General features: G+C 72.1%; 15 protein-coding genes and 1 pseudogene. 4 read left to right on the forward strand and 12 right to left on the reverse strand.

Translation table 11 applies throughout. The features are described 5' to 3' along the window. Positions 1-46: 46 nt before the first annotated feature. The 5 genes from fabF to ACFVWU_RS14170 all read right to left on the reverse strand — a co-directional run bounded on the left by fabF (position 47) and on the right by ACFVWU_RS14170 (position 5,090). Positions 47-1,309 carry a beta-ketoacyl-ACP synthase II gene (gene fabF / locus ACFVWU_RS14150; RefSeq protein WP_387619574.1) on the reverse strand — a complete coding sequence of 421 codons (1,263 nt, stop codon included), beginning with the start codon at positions 1,307-1,309 and terminating at the stop codon, positions 47-49. Positions 1,310-1,492: 183 nt separating this feature from the next. Further along, a complete protein-coding gene (locus tag ACFVWU_RS14155; RefSeq protein ID WP_380610724.1) occupies positions 1,493-1,735 on the reverse strand; it encodes an acyl carrier protein in 243 nt (80 codons plus the stop codon). An 80-nt stretch (positions 1,736-1,815) separates the two neighbouring features. After that, positions 1,816-2,847: a beta-ketoacyl-ACP synthase III gene (locus ACFVWU_RS14160; RefSeq protein WP_387619578.1), complete on the reverse strand. Its 1,032-nt coding sequence runs from the start codon at positions 2,845-2,847 to the stop codon at positions 1,816-1,818. Further along, complete coding sequence (locus tag ACFVWU_RS14165; protein WP_387619580.1) at positions 2,844-3,803, reverse strand: ACP S-malonyltransferase; 960 nt, start codon at positions 3,801-3,803, stop codon at positions 2,844-2,846. The genes ACFVWU_RS14160 and ACFVWU_RS14165 overlap by 4 nt, the downstream gene beginning before the upstream one ends. A 90-nt stretch (positions 3,804-3,893) precedes the next feature. Then, positions 3,894-5,090 (reverse strand): PucR family transcriptional regulator, encoded by a 1,197-nt coding sequence (locus tag ACFVWU_RS14170; RefSeq protein ID WP_387619686.1) that lies wholly within the window; start codon positions 5,088-5,090, stop codon positions 3,894-3,896. Between the two features lie 355 nt (positions 5,091-5,445). Between ACFVWU_RS14170 and ACFVWU_RS14175 the strand changes: the two genes are divergently transcribed. Beyond that, complete coding sequence (locus ACFVWU_RS14175; RefSeq protein WP_387619583.1) at positions 5,446-6,222, forward strand: pirin family protein; 777 nt, start codon at positions 5,446-5,448, stop codon at positions 6,220-6,222. A gap of 41 nt (positions 6,223-6,263) precedes the next feature. On the opposite strand, the gene ACFVWU_RS14180 is transcribed toward ACFVWU_RS14175, so the two are convergent. Together ACFVWU_RS14180 and ACFVWU_RS14185 are read right to left on the reverse strand one after the other, a co-directional pair. Continuing rightward, complete coding sequence (locus ACFVWU_RS14180; protein ID WP_387619586.1) at positions 6,264-7,769, reverse strand: hypothetical protein; 1,506 nt, start codon at positions 7,767-7,769, stop codon at positions 6,264-6,266. A 116-nt stretch (positions 7,770-7,885) separates the two neighbouring features. Further along, positions 7,886-8,719, reverse strand: coding sequence for a serine hydrolase domain-containing protein (locus ACFVWU_RS14185; RefSeq protein ID WP_387619588.1), 834 nt, complete (start codon positions 8,717-8,719; stop codon positions 7,886-7,888). Between the two features lie 121 nt (positions 8,720-8,840). Here ACFVWU_RS14185 and ACFVWU_RS14190 point away from each other — a divergent pair, with 121 nt between their 5' ends. After that, entirely contained in the window at positions 8,841-9,344 is a 504-nt protein-coding gene (locus ACFVWU_RS14190) for a MerR family transcriptional regulator (protein ID WP_387619590.1), read from the forward strand. On the opposite strand, the pseudogene ACFVWU_RS14195 reads toward ACFVWU_RS14190, so the two are convergent. Continuing rightward, positions 9,277-10,598 (reverse strand): annotated as a pseudogene (locus tag ACFVWU_RS14195) (RNA-guided endonuclease InsQ/TnpB family protein). The gene ACFVWU_RS14190 and the pseudogene ACFVWU_RS14195 sit on opposite strands and share 68 nt — an antisense overlap. Before the next feature lie 156 nt (positions 10,599-10,754). On the opposite strand from ACFVWU_RS14195, the gene ACFVWU_RS14200 reads away from it, so the two are divergent. Continuing rightward, a complete protein-coding gene (locus ACFVWU_RS14200) occupies positions 10,755-11,768 on the forward strand; it encodes an aldo/keto reductase (RefSeq protein ID WP_387619593.1) in 1,014 nt (337 codons plus the stop codon). Positions 11,769-11,846: 78 nt separating this feature from the next. Here ACFVWU_RS14200 and ACFVWU_RS14205 read toward each other — a convergent pair whose 3' ends face one another. Then, positions 11,847-12,425, reverse strand: a complete 579-nt coding sequence (locus ACFVWU_RS14205; RefSeq protein WP_387619596.1) for a TIGR03086 family metal-binding protein — start codon at positions 12,423-12,425, stop codon at positions 11,847-11,849. A 110-nt stretch (positions 12,426-12,535) separates the two neighbouring features. Between ACFVWU_RS14205 and ACFVWU_RS14210 the strand changes: the two genes are divergently transcribed. Next, entirely contained in the window at positions 12,536-13,516 is a 981-nt protein-coding gene (locus ACFVWU_RS14210) for a helix-turn-helix transcriptional regulator (protein WP_387619599.1), read from the forward strand. 40 nt (positions 13,517-13,556) lie between these two features. Here the strand turns inward: ACFVWU_RS14210 and ACFVWU_RS14215 are convergent, their stop codons facing one another. The 3 genes from ACFVWU_RS14215 to ACFVWU_RS14225 all read right to left on the reverse strand — a co-directional run bounded on the left by ACFVWU_RS14215 (position 13,557) and on the right by ACFVWU_RS14225 (position 17,791). After that, positions 13,557-14,771 (reverse strand): alpha/beta hydrolase, encoded by a 1,215-nt coding sequence (locus tag ACFVWU_RS14215; protein WP_387619601.1) that lies wholly within the window; start codon positions 14,769-14,771, stop codon positions 13,557-13,559. 186 nt (positions 14,772-14,957) lie between these two features. Beyond that, positions 14,958-15,305: an MmcQ/YjbR family DNA-binding protein gene (locus tag ACFVWU_RS14220; protein WP_387619604.1), complete on the reverse strand. Its 348-nt coding sequence runs from the start codon at positions 15,303-15,305 to the stop codon at positions 14,958-14,960. Between the two features lie 107 nt (positions 15,306-15,412). Beyond that, positions 15,413-17,791, reverse strand: coding sequence for a Dyp-type peroxidase (locus ACFVWU_RS14225; RefSeq protein WP_387619607.1), 2,379 nt, complete (start codon positions 17,789-17,791; stop codon positions 15,413-15,415). Between the last annotated feature and the right edge of the window lie 9 nt (positions 17,792-17,800).

Raw genomic sequence — 17,800 nt, forward strand, 5'->3', positions numbered from 1 at the left:
GGGGCCGGCGCTCGCGGAGAGCGCCGGCCCCTGCTGACGTGTGCGGTCAGCGGGTGCGGAAGGCCAGCACCACGTTGTGGCCGCCGAAGCCGAACGAGTTGTTCAGCGCCGCGATCCGGCCCTCGGGCAGCGGGGTGGCCTCGCGCACGATCTTCGCGTCCACCTCGTCGTCCAGGTCGTCGACGTTGATGGTCGGCGGGGCGACCCGGTGGTACAGGGCCTGCACGGTGGCGACGGTCTCGATGCCACCGGCGCCGCCCAGCAGGTGACCGGTCATCGACTTGGTGGCCGAGACGTAGATGTGGTCGAGGTCCTCGCCCAGCTCCTTGCGCAGCGCCTTCAGCTCGGCGGTGTCGCCCTGCGGGGTCGAGGTGGCGTGCGCGTTGACGTGCACGATCTCGGCCTTGTCCAGCTCGTTGCGCTCGAACAGGTCGGCCAGCGCGCGGGCCACGCCGGCGCCGGTCGGCTCGGGCTGGGCGATGTGGTGGGCGTCCGAGGACAGGCCCTGGCCCACGGCCTCGCAGTAGATCCGGGCACCGCGCGCCTCGGCGTGCTCCAGCGTCTCCAGCACGACCACGCCGGCGCCCTCGCCCAGCACGAAGCCGTCGCGGGCCTTGTCGTACGGACGCGAGGCGCGCTCGGGGTCGTCGTTGTTCTTGGACATCGCCATCATGTTGGCGAACGCGGCGATCGGCAGCGGGTGGATCGCCGCCTCGGTGCCGCCGGCCACCACCACGTCGGCGCGGCCGGTGCGGATCATCTCGATCGCGTAGCCGATCGCCTCGGCGCCGGAGGCGCAGGCCGAGACGGGGGTGTGCACGCCGGCGCGGGCGCCGACCTCCAGACCGACGTTGGCCGCCGGGGAGTTGGGCATCAGCATCGGGACGGTGTGCGGGGAGACCTTGCGGGCCCCCTTCTCGCGCAGCACGTCGTACTGGTCGAGCAGGGTGGTCACGCCGCCGATGCCGGAGGCGATGACCGCGCCCAGGCGCTCGGGGGCGAGCTTGGAGGACTCGTCGGTGGCCGGGGTCTCGTAGCCGGCGTCGGCCCAGGCCTCGCGGGCGGCGATCAGCGCGAACTGCGCGGAACGGTCCAGCTTGCGGGCCAGCGGGCGGGGCAGGATCTCGCCCGGCTCGACCGCGGTGCGCGCGGCGATCCGGACCGGCAGGTCCTGGGCCCACTCCTCGGTCAGGGCCGCCACTCCGGAGCGCCCGGCGACCAGGTTCTCCCAGGTGGTGGCGGCGTCGCCGCCCAGCGGCGTGAAGGCGCCGATACCCGTGACGACCACGGTACGGTTTTCAGCGGTCACTGGTTTCTCTTCTTTCACGTTTCGTGCGGGGGTCGGCGGCGAGCCGGGGAAGGGCCCGGCCGGGCGCCCGGTGGGGCGTCCCGGCCGGCGGGTCGGCCTGGCTCGGGGAGCCGGGCCGACGGGTCAGCCGTCCGAGGCGTTGCTCGCGCCGGACGGGCTGGACGACTCGAACGAGTCGATCGCTCAGGCGTTGGCGATGATGTAGTCGACCGCGTCGCCGACGGTCTTCAGGTTCTTGACCTCGTCGTCCGGGATCTTGACGTCGAAGCGCTCCTCAGCGGCCACGACGACCTCGACCATGGACAGCGAGTCGACGTCCAGGTCGTCGGTGAAGGACTTGTCCAGCTGGACGTCCTCGCCCGGGATGCCGGCGATCTCGTTGACGATCTCGGCGAGACCTTCCAGGACCTCGTCCTTGGTAGCCATACTGGCTGCTCCTCTTCGGTGTTGAGCGTGTCCGACCGGCGGCCGAACACAGGCTTGTGGATGGGTGGGGCGAAACGCGCCTAGGGGAGCGTAACGACTGCCGCGGCGTACACGAGACCCGCCCCGAACCCGATGATCAGGGCGAGGTCCCCGCTGTGGGCCTCGCCGCTCTCCAGCATGCGCTCCATCGCCAGCGGGATGGAGGCGGCGGAGGTGTTGCCGGTCTCGGCGATGTCGCGGGCGACCGGCACCGACTCCGGCAGCTTGAGCGCCTTGATCATGGCGTCGGTGATCCGCATGTTGGCCTGGTGCGGGATGAAGGCGCCGAGCTGGTCGGCGGTGATCCCGGCGGCGTCCAGCGCCTGCTGGGCCACCTTGGCCATCTCCCAGACCGCCCAGCGGAAGACCGGCTGGCCGTCCATCCGCAGGGCCGGCCACTTCTGCTCCTCGCCCTGGCCGTTGACGGCGTCGGGCTTGGCGAAGGCGGTGTCCCAGGCCTGGGTCTGGCTGATGACGTCGGCCTGCGAGCCGTCCGAGCCCCAGATCAGCTTGCCGATGCCCGGCGTGTCGGAGGGGCCGACGATCGCGGCGCCGGCGCCGTCGCCGAAGATGAACGCGGTCGAGCGGTCGGACTTGTCGGTCAGGTCGCTGAGCCGCTCGACGCCGATCACCAGCACGTACTCGGCGTTGCCGCCGCGGATCATGCCGTCGGCCAGGCCCAGGCCGTAGCCGAAGCCGGCGCAGGCGGCCGAGATGTCGAAGGCCGGGGCGGCGCCGCAGCCGAGCCGCTCGGCGATCTCGGTGGCGATCGCGGGGGTCTGCTTGAGGTGCGAGACGGTCGCGACGATCACGCCGCCGATCTGCTCGGGGGCGATCCCGGCCTGCGCGATGGCCTTGCCGGCGGCCTGCACCGACATCTCGGAGACGGACTCCTCCGGGCCGGCCCAGCGGCGCTCGGCGATCCCGCTGCGGGTGCGGATCCACTCGTCCGAGGAGTCGATCCACTCCAGCACCTCGGAGTTGGGGATGACCCGGACCGGCCGGTAGCCGCCGACACCGTGGATGCGGGAGTACTGCGCGCCGGTGGCGGGACGGATCTGCGGCTTCGTCATGCCTGCTCCTCCTGGTCCTGCTGGTCCTGACCGCCGTGCTCCGCGACGAGCTCGCGGGCCTTGTCCAGATCGGCGGGGGTCTTCAGGGCGAGCGTGGCCACACCCTTGAGGTTGCGCTTGAGCAGAGCGGTGAGGGTACCGGCGGGGGACAGCTCGATCACGGCGGTCGCGCCCAGCCGGCCGAGGGTCTCCATGCAGAGGTCCCAGCGCACCGGGTTGGAGACCTGCGACACCAGGCGCTCGAGGACCTCGGCGCCGGAGCCGACGACCTCGCCGTCCTTGTTGGAGACGTAGCGGACCTGCGGGTCGGCCACGGTCAGGGTCGGGGCCAGCTTGGCCAGCCGCTCGACGCCGGGGGCCATGTGCTCGGTGTGGAAGGCACCGGCCACCTTCAGCGCGATCAGCTTGGCGCCGGCCGGCGGGTCCGCCTTCAGGGCCTCCAGCTGGGCCAGCGTGCCGGCCGCGACGATCTGGCCGCCGCCGTTGTTGTTGGCCGCGGTCAGGCCGTGCTCGGCCAGCTTCGCCGCGACGACCTCGGGTTCGCCGCCGAGCACGGCGATCATGCCGGTCTCGGTGACGGCGGCGGCCTCGGCCATGGCCCGGCCGCGCTCGCCGACGAAGGTCAGCGCGTCCCGGGCGTTCAGCACCCCGGCACCGGCCGCGGCGGTGATCTCGCCGACGCTGTGGCCCGCGACGGCGCCGACCAGCTTGCGGGCGACGTCCTCGTCCGGGAACAGCTCACGGGCGGTCACCAGACCGGCCGCGACCAGCAGGGGCTGGGCGACGGCGGTGTCCTTGATCTCCTCGGCGGACGCCTCGGTTCCGGCGTGCACCAGGTCGAGCCCGGCGACCTCCGACCAGCCGCGCAGGCGGTCGGCGACACCGTCGAGCTCCAGCCAGGGGCTGAGGAAACCGGGGGACTGGGCACCCTGTCCAGGGGCGACGATTACGAGCACGGTTCAACCCTCTCTCGCCAGGCGCCCAGGGGCGGGTAGGCGACGGTAACGAAGAAAACCATCCGGGATTGTATGGTCCCTACACCCGGCTCAGCTGGGCTCCCCGGCTGCGGTCAGCCGGCCGAGGGCCAGTGCGATCCGCAGAGTGAACGCCGAACGCACGTCGGAGGGGGCGTACCCCGTGACGTCGGTCACACGTCGTAGCCGGTAGCGCACCGTGTTGGGGTGGACGAAGAGCATCCGGGCCGCACCCTCCAGGGAGGACGCCTGCTCCAGGTAGACACTCAGCGTCTCCAGCAGCGCGGAGCCGGCCTCGTCCAGCGGTGTGTAGATCTCCTCCACCAGCTGCTGCCGGGCGGCCTGGTCCCCGGCCAGCGCCCGCTCGGGCAGCAGGTCGTCGGCCAGCACCGGGCGGGGGGCGTCCGGCCAGGCGGCGCAGGCGCGCAGGCCGGCCGCGGCGGCGTGCGCCGAGCGGGTCGCCGAGAGCAGGTCCGGCACGGTCGGGCCGATCACCACCGGGCCCGGCGCGAACTGGCCGATCAGCGCCCGGGCGGCGTGCACCGGCTCCTTGTCGCCGCCGACCACGACCACCAGGCGCTTGCCCAGTACTCCGGTCAGCACGTTCAGCTTGGCGTACCGGGCGGCCCGGCGGATCGCCTCGACCACCAGCTCGCTGTCACCGTCAGGAGCACTGCCCATCACGACCCGGACCTGGCTGGGCTGCCCCCAGCCCAGCGCGGCGGCGCGGGAGAGCACGCCCTCGTCGGCGTCGCCGGACAGCAGCGAGTTGACCACCAGCGCCTCCAGCCGGGCGTCCCAGGCGCCGCGCGCCTCGGCCGCCTGGGCGTAGACCTGGGCGGTGGCGAAGGCGATCTCGCGGGCGTAGACCAGCACGGACTCGCGCATGTCCGCCTCGTCGCCGGGGGCGGCCACCTCCTCGATGGCCTCCTCCATCACCTCGATCGTGGTGCGGATCAGCTCGACGGTCTGACGCAGGGTGATCGCCCGGGTCAGCTCGCGCGGGGCGGTGCCGAAGACGTCGGTCGAGATCGCCTGGGCGGCGTCGGGGTGGCGGTACCACTCGGTGAAGGCGGCGATACCGGCCTGGGCGACCAGGCCGATCCAGGAGCGGTGCTCCGGCGGCATCCGCCGGTACCAGCCGAGCTGGTCGTCCATCCGCGCGATCGCGGCGCTGGCCAGCTTGCCCGAGGACTTCTCCAGCCGTTTGAGCGTCGCCGCCCGGCGCTCGGCCCGCTCGGCGGCGTTTCTGCGCTCCTGGGCCGTCAGGCGGGGTGCCGCCCGGCCGGGGCGGTCGCGGCCGGCCCGGCCGGCCGGGCTCTTGCCGGTCGGTTCGGGTGCGGCGGGACTGGGTTCGCTCTGGGAGTTCGCGGAAACGGCTGGCACAAGGACAAGACTGCCTCACGTGAGTGACTGCTCGTGCACAACCCCCGGCGCTCAGGTGCGGTGGCAAGAGTCACAACCGCGAGTCGGAGGGCGCGCTGGTACCGAAAGCGACGAGCGACAAGCGACGGAGGAGCGCCGGAGCGTGGGGGCACCTCCCAGCCGCCAGGCTGGGGGAGACCGTCGGCGCCGGGTCCGGAGCGCCCGGAGCGAGCCGACGAAAGGGGCTACGGTGGAGCGCGTGACCGACGCTCCTGAACGCCCCCGCGCCGACCTGCGCCGCACCGCCGAGCGCTACCGCTCCACCCCGGCCGAGGGTGTCGAGACCCGGCACGCGTTCTCCTTCTCCGGCCACTACGACCCGAAGAACACCCACTTCGGCGCGCTGCTCGCGTGCAACGAGGAACTCCTCGCCCCCGGCGCCGGGTTCGAGGAGCACAAGCACCGGGACACCGAGATCCTCACCTGGGTACTGGAGGGCGCGCTCGCCCACCGGGACTCGCACGGCCACAGCGGGGTGGTGCGCCCGGGCATGATCCAGCACCTGAGCGCGGGCTCCGGCGTCACCCACACGGAGCGCAACGTCGGCGGCGCCACCGGGCCGGTGCGCTTCGTCCAGATGTGGCTGCAGCCGGACGAGTTCGACGCCGCCCCGGCGTACGGGCTGCGCAAGGTGGAACCGGCGGACGGCGGGTTGACGCTGCTCGCCTCCGGGCTGGAGCGCGACGCCGGGACGCAGGCCCTGCGGCTGCGCCGGAGCGACGCCGCGCTCTGGCTGGCCGTCGCCGGGCCGTGGCAGCCGCTGCCGCGACTGCCCGAGGCGCCCTGGCGGTACGCGCACCTGACGGCCGGCTCGCTGGGCTACCGGACGATCCCGGGGCCCAAGGGCGGCGGGCGGTCGATGGTCCCGGGCGACAGCGTGCGGATCACCGGCGAGGCCTTCGCCGACCCGACGGCGGGCGAGACCGGCGCCGAACTCCTGCTCTGGGAGATGCACTCGCCGGTCTCGTACGGCTGACCGCCCGCCCCCTCGGGGAGCGGGCGGCCGTCGGCCGGGCGTCAGGCCTTGTCGTACTCGCCGAGCAGGTCGACGATCAGGTCGGTCGGCTGCCAGCTCCGGTTCCAGAAGTCGACGATGCCGGTGTTGCCGGTGCTCGCCTGGACCAGGTTCGACACGGTGGCGTCCTTGGTGAAGTTCAGGACGGAGGAGTCCGGCGGCAGCGGCTGGACGGCCTTGCCGGACATGTAGTCGTCCGAGGAGTTCGGGTCCGGGGACACCGAGAGGTGCCCGTCGCCCTGCGGGTTGGTCACCGTGGTGTTCAGGACGAGGGCCTCCAGGGCCCGGCCCGACGTCCACACGCTCTCGTGGCGGTAGGCCTGGGGGTTGAGCGGATCCTTGTAGGTCCGCGTGTCGAACATGCGCCGCGGCTCCACCGGCAGGTAGGCGGCCTTGCCGTCGGCGCTGTAGTAGCCGGTGACGTCCACGATCACGTCGGTCGAGTCCCAGGCGCCGTTGCGGACGGTGATCCTGCCGTCCGGTCCGACCGGCACGATCACCGCGTTCGCGACCGTCTGCCCGGCGGTGAAGTTCAGGTTGGACGTGGTCGGCGCCTGCTGGCCGCTCGGGGACAGGGTCAGGTGGCCGGCGGTCTTCGGGTCGGTCACCGTGACGTTGAGGGCCACGGCCGCGACGCCCTGGGCCGGGAGCCCGCCCTGGCCGGCGATCTGGACGTCGAAGCCGCTCCGGCCGGCGACCTGGCCCTTGGCCGTGCCCAGTCCGGTCCGGGTGTCGACGAACCGGGACGGCTGCTTGGTGGCGGTGTAGCCGTTGGCGGCGGAGCGGGTGAAGTAGCCCGACACGTCGGCGATCAGGTCCACCTGGCCCGAGCTGCGGTTGGCCAGCTCGACGTACCCGTCCTCGCCGACCGGCACGACCACCAGGTTCGGCACGTCCTGTCCCGCCGCGAAGTTGACGTTCGAGGTGTCCGGCCGCGCCTTGCCGGAGGGGTACGCGATGATGTGCCCGGGCGCCGCGGCGTTGGTGACGGTGACGTTCAGGGCCACGGCGGTCACCCCGGCGGGGATGCCGGCGTTGCCGGCGACCTTCACCCGGGTCGTGCCGTACGCGGCGACGGGGGCGGCGGCCGGGGCGCCGGTGCCGTCGCGGGTGTCCAGCAGGCGGCTGGGCGCCTGCGGGGTGAACTCGGAGCCGTCCACCGTGACGTCCTTGGTGGTGGTGGCGGTCAGCTTGTTGTACACGTCGGTCGCCTTGATCGTGATCTTGTGCGAGCCGACCTTGGCGTACCTGTGGTCGAGGTACACGTTCTGCTTGATGTCGTTGGAGCCCTGGCCGGTGGTGCCGTCACCCCAGTCGATGTCGTACGTGACCCAGCCCTCGGTCAGGTTGGCGCTGACGCCGACCGCCATGCTGATGCCGTGGGCGTTGGAGTTGGTCACGCCCGTGAACACCGCGAAGTACGGGCTCGGCGGTGCGGACGGAGTGGCTGCCTGCGCGGCGGTCGGCACGAAGCCGACGGCTGCCGCGACGACGGCGGCGGAAATCATGACACGGTGACGGTGCACTGGCCCCCCCAGTTACTGAACCTGTTCAAGAAATGCTGATCGGACTATATCCCCAAGGGTTCGTATCCATTGTGCAAAGGGTGTGCCTTGACGGGCCCTTAATGCTCCAGCTCCGCGAGCACCGCGTCGGACAGGGCCGGCCAGACCTCGACGGCCCAGGGCCCGAAGTCCTGGTCGGTGAGCGCGATGCAGGCCACGTCCGCCTGCGGGTCGACCCACAGAAAGGTGCCGGACTGGCCGAAGTGGCCGAAGGTCTCGGGGGAGTTGGCGGTGCCGGTCCAGTGCGGGCTCTTGCCGTCGCGGATCTCGAAGCCGAGGCCCCAGTCGTTCGGGCGGCGGTGGCCGTAGCCGGGCAGCACACCGCTGGTGCCGGGGAAGGCGACCTCGCGGGTGGCCTGCCGGACGGTGGACGGGTCCAGCAACTTGGGCGACTGCAGCTCGGCGGCGAAGCGGGTCAGGTCGGCCACCGTGGACAGGCCGCCGGCGCCGGCCGGGGACTTGTGCGCGGTGTTGAGCAGGGTGTCGTGCATGCCCAGCGGCTCGAACACCGCCTCGGTGGCGTAGCGGTGGAACTCGATCCCGGCGGCCTCGGACAGGGCGTGGGAGAGCGCGTCGAAACCGGCGTTGGAGTAGAGCCGGCGGTTGCCGGGCTCGGCGAAGACCCGGTCCTCGTCGAAGCCGAGGCCGGAGGTGTGGGCGAGCAGGTGGCGCACGGTCGAACCGGGCGGGCCGGCCGGGTCGTCCAGCTCGAACACGCCCTCCTCGATCGCGACCAGCGCCGCGTACGCGGAGAGCAGCTTGGTCACCGAGGCCAGCGGGAAGAGGTGCTGCTGCGGCCCGTGCGCGCCCAGCACCGCCCCGTCCGAACCCCGGACCACCGCCGCGGCGGCGTGGGGCACGGGCCAGTTCTCGATCATCCGCAAGCTCTCCATGCGGTTGACTCTAGTCCGGGCCCGGAGAGGGGTGGCGGGGGCACCCGGCTGGCAGGCTTGCTTGGAGTGCACTCCAACTCGGTAGCGTCGTCGCCGTCGCACAGGACAGGGGGAACGATCAATGGCCACACCCGCGCTCGTCGAGGGCCGGCTGCGCAGCTGCTCCGAGGTGTTCAACCGCCCGGTCGGCGATCCGGACCGGACCCCGCGGCACACCATCAGCGAGGTCGCCGCGGCCAGCGGACTGACCGCCCACACCCTGCGCTGGTACGAGCGGATCGGTCTGCTCGACCCGGTCGACCGCGCGGTCGGCGGCCAGCGCCGCTACTGCGACGGCGACCTGCACCGGCTGGCCTTCCTGGGCCGGCTGCGGCTGACCGGGATGTCGGTGGCGGACATGCTCAAGTACGTCGACATGGCCCGTCGCGGCGAACAGACCTACGGGGAGCGGCGGCAGCTGCTGGAAGCGCAGCGCGAGGAGGTCCGGCAGAGGATCGCCGACCTCCAGGCCACCCTGTCCGTCCTCGACTACAAGATTGATCTCTACGCCGGGAAGGTCACCGACACCACCGGTGCTCCCGTCCAATGCCAGTACTACCGAGTAGAGGAAGAACAGAGCGCTTGACTTCCTCCCTCTCGCGCGAGAGGGATTCCCCTCGGCCTCGCAGCTGAGCCGCTGCGCACCGGCGCTGCGGTGGGACTACTTCCTGCTTCGCCGACGACCGCCTGCCCGGAGTGCTCCGTTGAGGTCTTACACCGTCTCCACAGGCTGCAACCGCCGGCCCGGCGGCCAGGATGTTGCGTGCCGCGTTCACGTCCCGGTCGTGGACCGCCCCGCAGTCGCACGTCCATTTACGGACGTTCAACATCAGTTTCTCGCGGATCACTCCGCAAGCCGGGCACAGCTTGGAGCTGGGGAACCACCGGTCGACGGTTACCAGGTCGCGGCCGTACCACCGGCACTTGTATTCCAGCATGCTTCGCAGCTCGGTCCACGACGCGTCCGAGATATTCCGGGCGAGCTTCTTGTTCTTGAGCATGTTGCGGACGGTCAGGTCCTCGATCACGATCGTTTGGTTTTCACGGACGAGTCGAGTGGTGAGCTTGTGCAGGAAGTCCCTGCGCCGATCGGCGATCCTCGCGTGGATCTTCGCGACCTTTCGCCGGGCCTTCTCCCGATTTGTCGAGCCCCGGGCCTTGCGCGACAGCTCCCGCTGGGCCTTCGCGAGGCGTTCGCGCTCCTTGCCTTCGTGCTTCGGGTTGGTGATCTTCTCTCCGGTGGAGAGCGTTATCAGGCTGGTGATTCCGGCATCGATCCCCACCGCCGTACCCACGGCGGGCAGGGGCCTGACAGTGCGGTCCTCACAGAGCATGGAGACGAACCAGCGCCCCGCGCTGTCTCGGCTGACGGTCACCGTGGACGGCGAAAGGTCCTCTGGGAGCGGTCTCGACCACACGATCGCCAGCGGCTCGGACATCTTCGCCAGAGTCAGTCGGCCCTCACGGAAGCGGAATGCGCTGGCGGTGTATTCGGCGCTGTCCCTGGTTTTCTTCTTCGACTTGAACCGGGGGTGCTTCGCCCGCTTCGCGAAGAAGTTCGCAAAGGCTCCTTGCAGGTGCCGGAGGGTTTGCTGAAGAGGCACGGAGGAGACCTCGTTGAGGAACGCCAGTTCCTCGGTCTTCTTCCACGCCGTCAGCATCGTGGAAGTGGCGTTGTAGTTGATTCGCTCGCCCCGGAGCGCCCACGCCTCGGTACGGGCCCGCAACGCCATGTGGTACACCTTGCGGACACACCCGAACGTGCGCGAAAGCTCGGCCGCCTGCGCATCGGTTGGATAGAAGCGAACTTGAACGACCGCTTCACGTGGGTGATCTGCATACTCGCAAGATATGTCGTCAGATCGTAGCTGTCTGCGGAAATTGCATATCGAGATGTCATACCGCCTCGGTGGCGGTCTGGCTGCCCCTGCCCTGTTGGGCGGGAGTTTCATTCCATCCCCGGTTGAGGCCAGGGCTGTCCACGAAGGAGATTCCGATGACTCACCCCGTCCTCCCCACCGCCGAACTCGGCACCGCCGGCCCGCTGGTGGGCATCCAGGGCCTCGGCTGCATGGGCATGAGCGACTTCTACGGCCCGACCGACTCCGACGAGGCGCTCGCCACCCTGGACGCCGCGCTGGAGGCCGGTGTCACCCTGTTCGACACCGCCGACGCCTACGGCTACGGCCGCAACGAGGAGTTCATCGGCCCCTTTGTCCGGGCCAACCGGGACAAGGTGGTGCTCGCCACCAAGTTCGCCATCGAGCGCAAGGAGGACGACCCGACCCACCGCGGCATCCGCAACGACCCGGCGTACGTCCGGGCCGCCGTGGACGCCTCGCTGCGCCGCCTCGGCGTGGACGAGATCGACCTCTACTACATGCACCGCCGCGACCCGGCCGTGCCGCTGGCCGAGTCGGTCGGCGCGATGGCCGAGCTGGTCGCGGCCGGCAAGGTGCGTCACCTGGGCCTGTCCGAGGTGACCGGGGCCGAGCTGCGCGAGGCGCACGCGATCCACCCGATCGCCGCGCTGCAGTCGGAGTGGTCGGTGTTCGCCCGGGACATCGAGCGGGCGGTGGTGCCGGCCGCGGCGGAGCTCGGCGTCGCCCTCGTGTCGTACTCGCCGCTCGGGCGCGGCTTCCTGGCCGGCTCGTTCCAGGCCGCCGAGCAGCTCTCGGCGGACGACGCCCGGCGCACCCAGCCGCGGTTCATCGGCGAGAACGCGGTCGCCAACGGCGAACTGCTCGCCCCGCTGCGGGAGATCGCGGCGGACCGCGGGGTGACGATGGCCCAGGTCGCGCTGGCCTGGGTGCAGCAGCGGTCCGAGGTGCACGGGCTGACCGTGGTGCCGATCCCGGGCACCCGCAAGCGCGTCCGGCTGGCCGAGAACACCGCGGCGGCGACCCTGCGGCTCACCGCGGAGGAGCTGGCGCTGCTGGAGCCGGTGTCGGCGCAGGTGGCCGGCGGCCGCTACCCCGACATGAACTTCACCTTCGTCGGGCGGGAGTAGCACGGGAGTAGCGCGGGAGTAGCGCGACCGGGCCCGGGGAGCCGTCACCCCCCGGGCCCGGTCGTCGCAGGGCCCGGCTCAGACCGTGCGGCCCGTCCAGGCCGCCAGCCGGGTGTGGACGTCGGCGTCCTCGGCGACCGGCTGCATCTTGGCGAAGGGGACGCCCTCGACCCGGCTCTCGGCCGGCAGGGCGACCTCGGCGATGGCCAGCGCGGTGTGCGCCAGCCCGTCGTCCAGCACGAAGCCGTTGTCCAGGGACTTCGCGATGTCCCAGGCGTGGGTCGTCGCCTCCATCACGTAGCCGCCGACCACCATGCCGCCGGGCACCTCGCCCCAGGGGGCGAAGGTCGGGCGCCCCAGCTTGGCGTCGTCCGCCCAGGCGGCGGTGGCGCGGGCGCCGGCCCGGGCGAGCGCGGCCGACCAGCCCTCGTCCGACGGGTCCTCGATGCCGGGCAGGACGTCCTCGGCGCGGCCGCCCTCGCCCATGTACGCGAAGCGGTGGATGCCGCCGACCACGTGGTTCAGCAGCTGGCGCAGCGTGAACTCCTCGCAGGGGGTGGGCCGGTCGAGCTCGGCCGGGGTGATCACGGCGAACAGCTTCTCCAGCTGGCCGAGGGCGAGCAGGTACTGCGGGCGGGCGTCCTGGACGGCGTTCACGGGTGGTCAGCTCCCTTGTGCGGTGCGGTCTTTCGAGCCTCTCGGGCTCGGAACGCAATCTCCCAGTAAAACCTGACAAGTGCCGTCAGGATTACTGGGATTCTTGTGCCATGAAGGCCGACCGCCTGCTCTCGATCCTCCTGCTGCTCCAGACCCGCGGCCGGGTGCCCGCCACCGAGCTCGCCGAACGGCTGGAGGTGTCCGTCCGCACCATCTACCGGGACGTGGACTCGCTCTCCGCGGCCGGGGTGCCGGTGTTCACCGAGCGCGGCCGGCACGGCGGCATCAACCTCCTGCCCGGCTACCGCACCGATGTCACCGGGCTGACGGCGGACGAGGCCCGGGCGCTGTTCGTGCTCTCCGCCCAGGGCGCGCACAGCGACCTCGGGCTGGACGGCGCGCTCGGCTCGGCGCTGCGCAAGGTGATGGCGGCCCTGCCGGCCCCGCACCGCCCGGCGGCCGAGCGGGTCAGCGAGCGGATCCTGGTCGACCCGGCCCGCTGGATGCAGAGCGCCCAGCCCGGCGCCGGGAGCGGACCGGACCTGGGGGAGCTGCAGTACGCGGTGTTCGCCGACCGGCGGCTGCGGCTGCGCTACCGGCACAGCGGCACGCCCGCGCCGGTGGACTACACCGTCGATCCGTACGGGCTGGTCAGCAAGGCCTCGGTCTGGTATCTGGTGGCCGATCTGCACGCCGAGCCGAGGCTGTTCCGGGCCGACCGGGTGCTGGCCGCCGAGACCACCGAGGAGACGGTGCGGCGGCGCGCGGGGGTGGGGCTCGGCGAGGTGTGGGCGGTCCTGCGCGAGCAGGTGGAGCGGGTGCCCAAGGAGCTGCCGGTGCGGGTGCGGGTCCGGCGCGGGCGGCTGGACATGTTCCTGCGCATCCACGGCAGCCGGATCGCCGAGCTGCCCCCGGAGGCGGGGGCCGGGCCGGCCGAGGAGTGGGTCGAGCTGGCGATGGCCTTCTCGTCCCCGGCGGCCGTTCGCTCGCTGCTGGCCTTCGGCGCGGAGGTCGAGGTGCTGGCCCCGCCGACCGCCCGGCGCGAGTTGGCCAGGTCGGCGGCGGAGGCCTTGCGGCTGTACCAGGACTAGGGCCCGGCTCTCGGGCCCTGGCTCGTGGGCCCTGGCCGGCTCAGGAGTTGGGCGTGGTCCGGACGACGTCCGAGTAGTTGCCGAGCGAGATCGCCGCGAAGTTGTGCAGGCTGTCGGTGCCGTCGCTGAGGTAGCCGTTGTGGCCGGACGCCCGGGCCGAGGAGATCTGCTCCGCGCCGAAGCCGCCGCCGGTCGGGTCGGCGCCGTGGCCGAGCTTGCCGACCTCCAGGAACGGGACCTTGCCGATCCAGTCGCTGGGGTTGCGGGTGGCCCACACGTGCACGCCGGTGCCCAGCTCGGCGGCGTCCTGCACGCCCATGCCGGGGCTGCCGAACACCATCATGTCGGTGATGCCCGAGGTGTCGGACGGCGAGGCGGCCGCGCGCGGGATCTTCGGGCCGGCGGTGCCGCAGACCACCGAACCGTACGAGTGGCAGAGCAGCGCCGGGGGCGCGTCCGGGTGGGTGGTCTCCTTGAGGCCGCCCAGCAGCCGCTCCAGCCGGGGCGCGGCGACGTCGGCGAGCCGGGAGGTGGCGGCGTCCGGGCCGAGGCCGGAGGGGGTGACGTAACCGGTCCAGGCGATCACGGCGGTACGGGTGCCCGGGGCCTGGCGCTGTTCCTCGCCGTACAGGGCGCGGGCCATGCCGGCCGGGCCGCGCAGCGGTTCGGCGCTCTGGTCGAAGTGGCCGAGGTCGGCGTCCGAGCCGGGGACGATCACCGAGATCCGCTCGGCGTCGGCGAGGTCGCCCCACACCTCGGTGACCAGGCCGCGGCCGCGCGGGTCGAAGGCCAGGATCTGCCGGCCGGGGCTGAGCAGGTGCTCGACGTCGTTGGCGCGGGAGACGGCCAGCGCGCGGGTGTCGGCGTCCAGCTTCTTGTCCTGGGCGCGGACCCGGGCGGCGTCGCGCTCGTTCGCCAGCGCGATCCGGTTGGCGCGGTAGCGCAGGTCCAGCGGGGCGCCGTCGTAGTTGCCGACGACCAGCGGGTAGTCCTTGATCAGCCGGTCCAGCTCGGTGGGGGCGAGCGAGGCGAAGAAGGCGGCGGCGTCGGCCGGGCTGGTGGTGGCCGGGTCGGGCAGGGAGCGGCCGAAGGTGTGGTCCTGGATCCAGGAGGCGCTGCCGGCCGGGGGCGTGGAGATCGCCAGCTGCTCGGAGGAGACCGCGGCCGCGGCCGCGGAGGCGCCGGCGTCGGCGAGCACGGCACAGCCCGCGAACGCCCCGATCAGTACGCGCTTCCAGCGTCGACGGTTGCGCACCGCACCAACTCCCTTGGGGCCCGTCACCGTTTCTCGGGCGGTGCCCGGAGGGTGCGATTGGACTTGCTGACTTCCCTGCGCAAGCGTAGAGGTCACAGGAGGGTGACGGACACGCCCAAACTGTGGGATGGGTCACATGAACCGGGGGTGTCCTCCTGGCGTCCGTATGTGGCCGTTCCGACGCCGCTAACCGGCGTGCCGGGCGTCGAATTCGCGCACCAGCCGCTTGGGCGCCGTCCGCCGCCAGGCCTCGGTGACCAGGTCGTGCAGCTCCTCCGGGTCGACCAGGTCCAGCCGGACCCGCACCCAGCCGTGCCGGCCGACGTACGGGGCGAAGGAGAACACCGCGGGCTCGGCGGCGAGCAGCTCGGCCTGGTCCTCGGGGGAGGCCTTGACGGTGACGCTCCCGCCCTCCGGCGCGCCCATCGCGAAGATCTTGTGCCGGACCCGCAGGGTCTCGATGTCCCAGGTCGGCTCCTGGGCGGACTCCGGCAGGGCCAGGGCCATCGCACGGAACTCGTCGAACGTCACCATGGCGGCAGGGTAGAGCAGGGCGCCGACGGCGCGCCCCCGGCGCGCGCTGTGGCGCACCGGGGGCGTGGGGCTGCGCCGCCGAGGTCAGCCCCGGGCGGATGCCCGGATCAGGACAGCGAGGCCCAGTTGTCGCAGGTGCGGTCGCCGTCGACCAGGCGGTCCGGGTGGCCGCTGCCGTCGGCGATCGAGATCCGGCGGTAGCTCTGGCCGCAGAACACCCAGTACTCGCTGCTCCCGTTGACCCGCTGGCGGTCCGGGACGGGCAGGAAGCAGTCCACCCGGCTCAGGCCGTTCAGCGAGGTCCACTGGGAGAGCTCGCGGTCGGTGCGCTCGCGCACGTCGGTGTGGGCGGAGCCGTCGGCGATCGAGATCAGCCGGTACTGCTGGCGACCGCTGGTGGTGTGGAAGCACCAGTACCAGCTCTTGCCGCCGACCCGCTGCTGGTCCGGCACCGGCAGCCAGCAGTCCACCTGGCCGACGCCGCTGAGCGAGCCCCAGTAGGTGAGGTCGCGGTCCGAGCGCTCCAGCGCGGTGGTGTAGCGGCTGCCGCCGCAGGCGATCGAGACCAGCCGGTACTGCTGGCGGCCGCTGGTGCTGTGGAACACCCAGTACCAGCTCTTGCCGGCCGGGTCCTGCTGGTCCGGGACGGGCAGCACGCAGTCCACCCGGCCGACGCCCTGCAGACAGGTCCAGGTCGTCAGCCAGGTGTCGTCCTCGACCTTGCGGTCGGTGTGGGCGGAGCCGTCGGCGATCGAGATCAGCCGGCAGCGGTCGCCGTGGAAGGCCCAGTACTGGCTCTGGCCGCCCTTGCGGTACTGGTCCGGGACGGCGACGAACTCGTCGCACGGGTAGGCCTTCACCGGCTGGGGCTTGGGCTGGCCGCCGGTCTGCCCGCCGGTCTGGGTCGTGGTCTGGCCCCCGGTCTGGGTGGTGGTCTGCCCGCCGACCGGGGTGAGCCGGCCCTCGCTCAGCCCGCGCAGGATGCTCAGCGAGGGCATGAAGGCGTACACCGAGCCGGTGGTCTGGACGAACTGCTGGAAGCTCACCGGGGTGTGGTGGATCAGGCCGTCCGAGCCCCGGCTCTCGAAGTCGACGTCCGGGGCCTCCTGGGTCACCGGGTCCTTGCCGGGCACCGGCCGGGGGTCGGCGTGCCCGGGTGGGACGGTGCCGCCGCTGTCCCGGTTCGGCGGGAAGTTCGGCTGGTCCATCCAGTCGGCCTGGATGAACTCGAACTGCCGCTGGATGTCCGCCTGGTAGCAGACGAACAGCAGGCCGCGCGGGTCGTCGGGGCCGCCCGGACCCTCGGAGGCCGGGTCGAACGGGGCGCCGTACGGGGTGCCGCGGCGCATGATCCGCCGGCCGTCCAGGACCCCGGCGTCCAGCGCGGGCTTGTCCGGGGCCTCCTGCAGGCCGGCCCGCGGGCTGGTCTTGCGCAGGTGCGACCAGAGCGGGGTGACCAGGCCCTCCAGGTCGTCCCGGAAGTCGAAGTCGTTGTCGTTGGCCGACGCCGGGTCGTTGGGGGAGTCCTGGAACTGGTGCTTGCAGACCGGGGCGCCGGAGCGCCAGCGACCGACCATCCGGGCGGCCAGCCACTCGGCGGTGGCGGTGTCCGGGACGGCCTTGGCCCGCTTGAGGTCCCGCAGCTTGACCGAGACCTGCGACCACCAGCCGGGGACGTCCTGGGCGAGCCGGCGGACCACCTGGAAGGAGCCGTTGCGCGACCACTCGGGGTACTGGTCCCTGGGGAAGCTGAACGGGTCGTTCTCCAGGCCGCAGACGAACTCGCCGGCCGGGATCATCCGGGTGCCGGGGTGGCCGTCCTGCTCCTCCGGCTTGGCCGGGTCGGGCTTGTCGAAGCCCTTGATGCCGGGCTCGCTGATGCCGTCCTTGAAGCCGAAGTGCTCCTTGCCGCGGCGGCTGCCCAGCAGGGTCTGGGCGTTCTGCTGGTAGACGATCAGGACCCGGCACTCGGCGGCGGCGATCCGCTGGGCCTCGACGGCCGCCTTCAGGCCGTTCTCGGTGTCCGAGGAGATCTTCAGCAGCGCGTGCACCGGCTGGTTCTTCCCGTTGCCGAAGAGCCAGTTCTCCGGGGAGTTGTCGCCGGAGTCGCCGAGCGCGCCGGCCCGCTGGGCCGAGCCCTCCTTGAAGGCCTCCAGGCCGCTGCCGATCGGCGGGGCGGTCGGGAACGGGTCGGTGGTGGCCAGCATCCGCAGGCCCTCGTAGGTGAAGCTGACGCCCAGCCAGGTGGCGGTCAGCGACTTGGGGTCGTCGCCGCCGGAGGCCTGCCGGGCCTCGCTGAACTTCTCGTTGAACGCCGCGACCTCGCGTGTGGTGGAGATCTGCGGGGTGAGCCGGCGCAGCCAATCGCGGGCCCGGGTGGCGTCCTCGAACTTGAGGAACAGGACGCTGACGTTGTCCTTCTTGAAACCGGCCAGGATGTCGCCCTGGATCTCCTCGCTGTCGCGCAGGCTCAGTTCCGTCGTCATGGTTCTCGG

Origin of the sequence: Kitasatospora sp. NPDC058190 (genome assembly GCF_042883685.1) — a bacterium.
Classification (GTDB): domain Bacteria; phylum Actinomycetota; class Actinomycetes; order Streptomycetales; family Streptomycetaceae; genus Kitasatospora.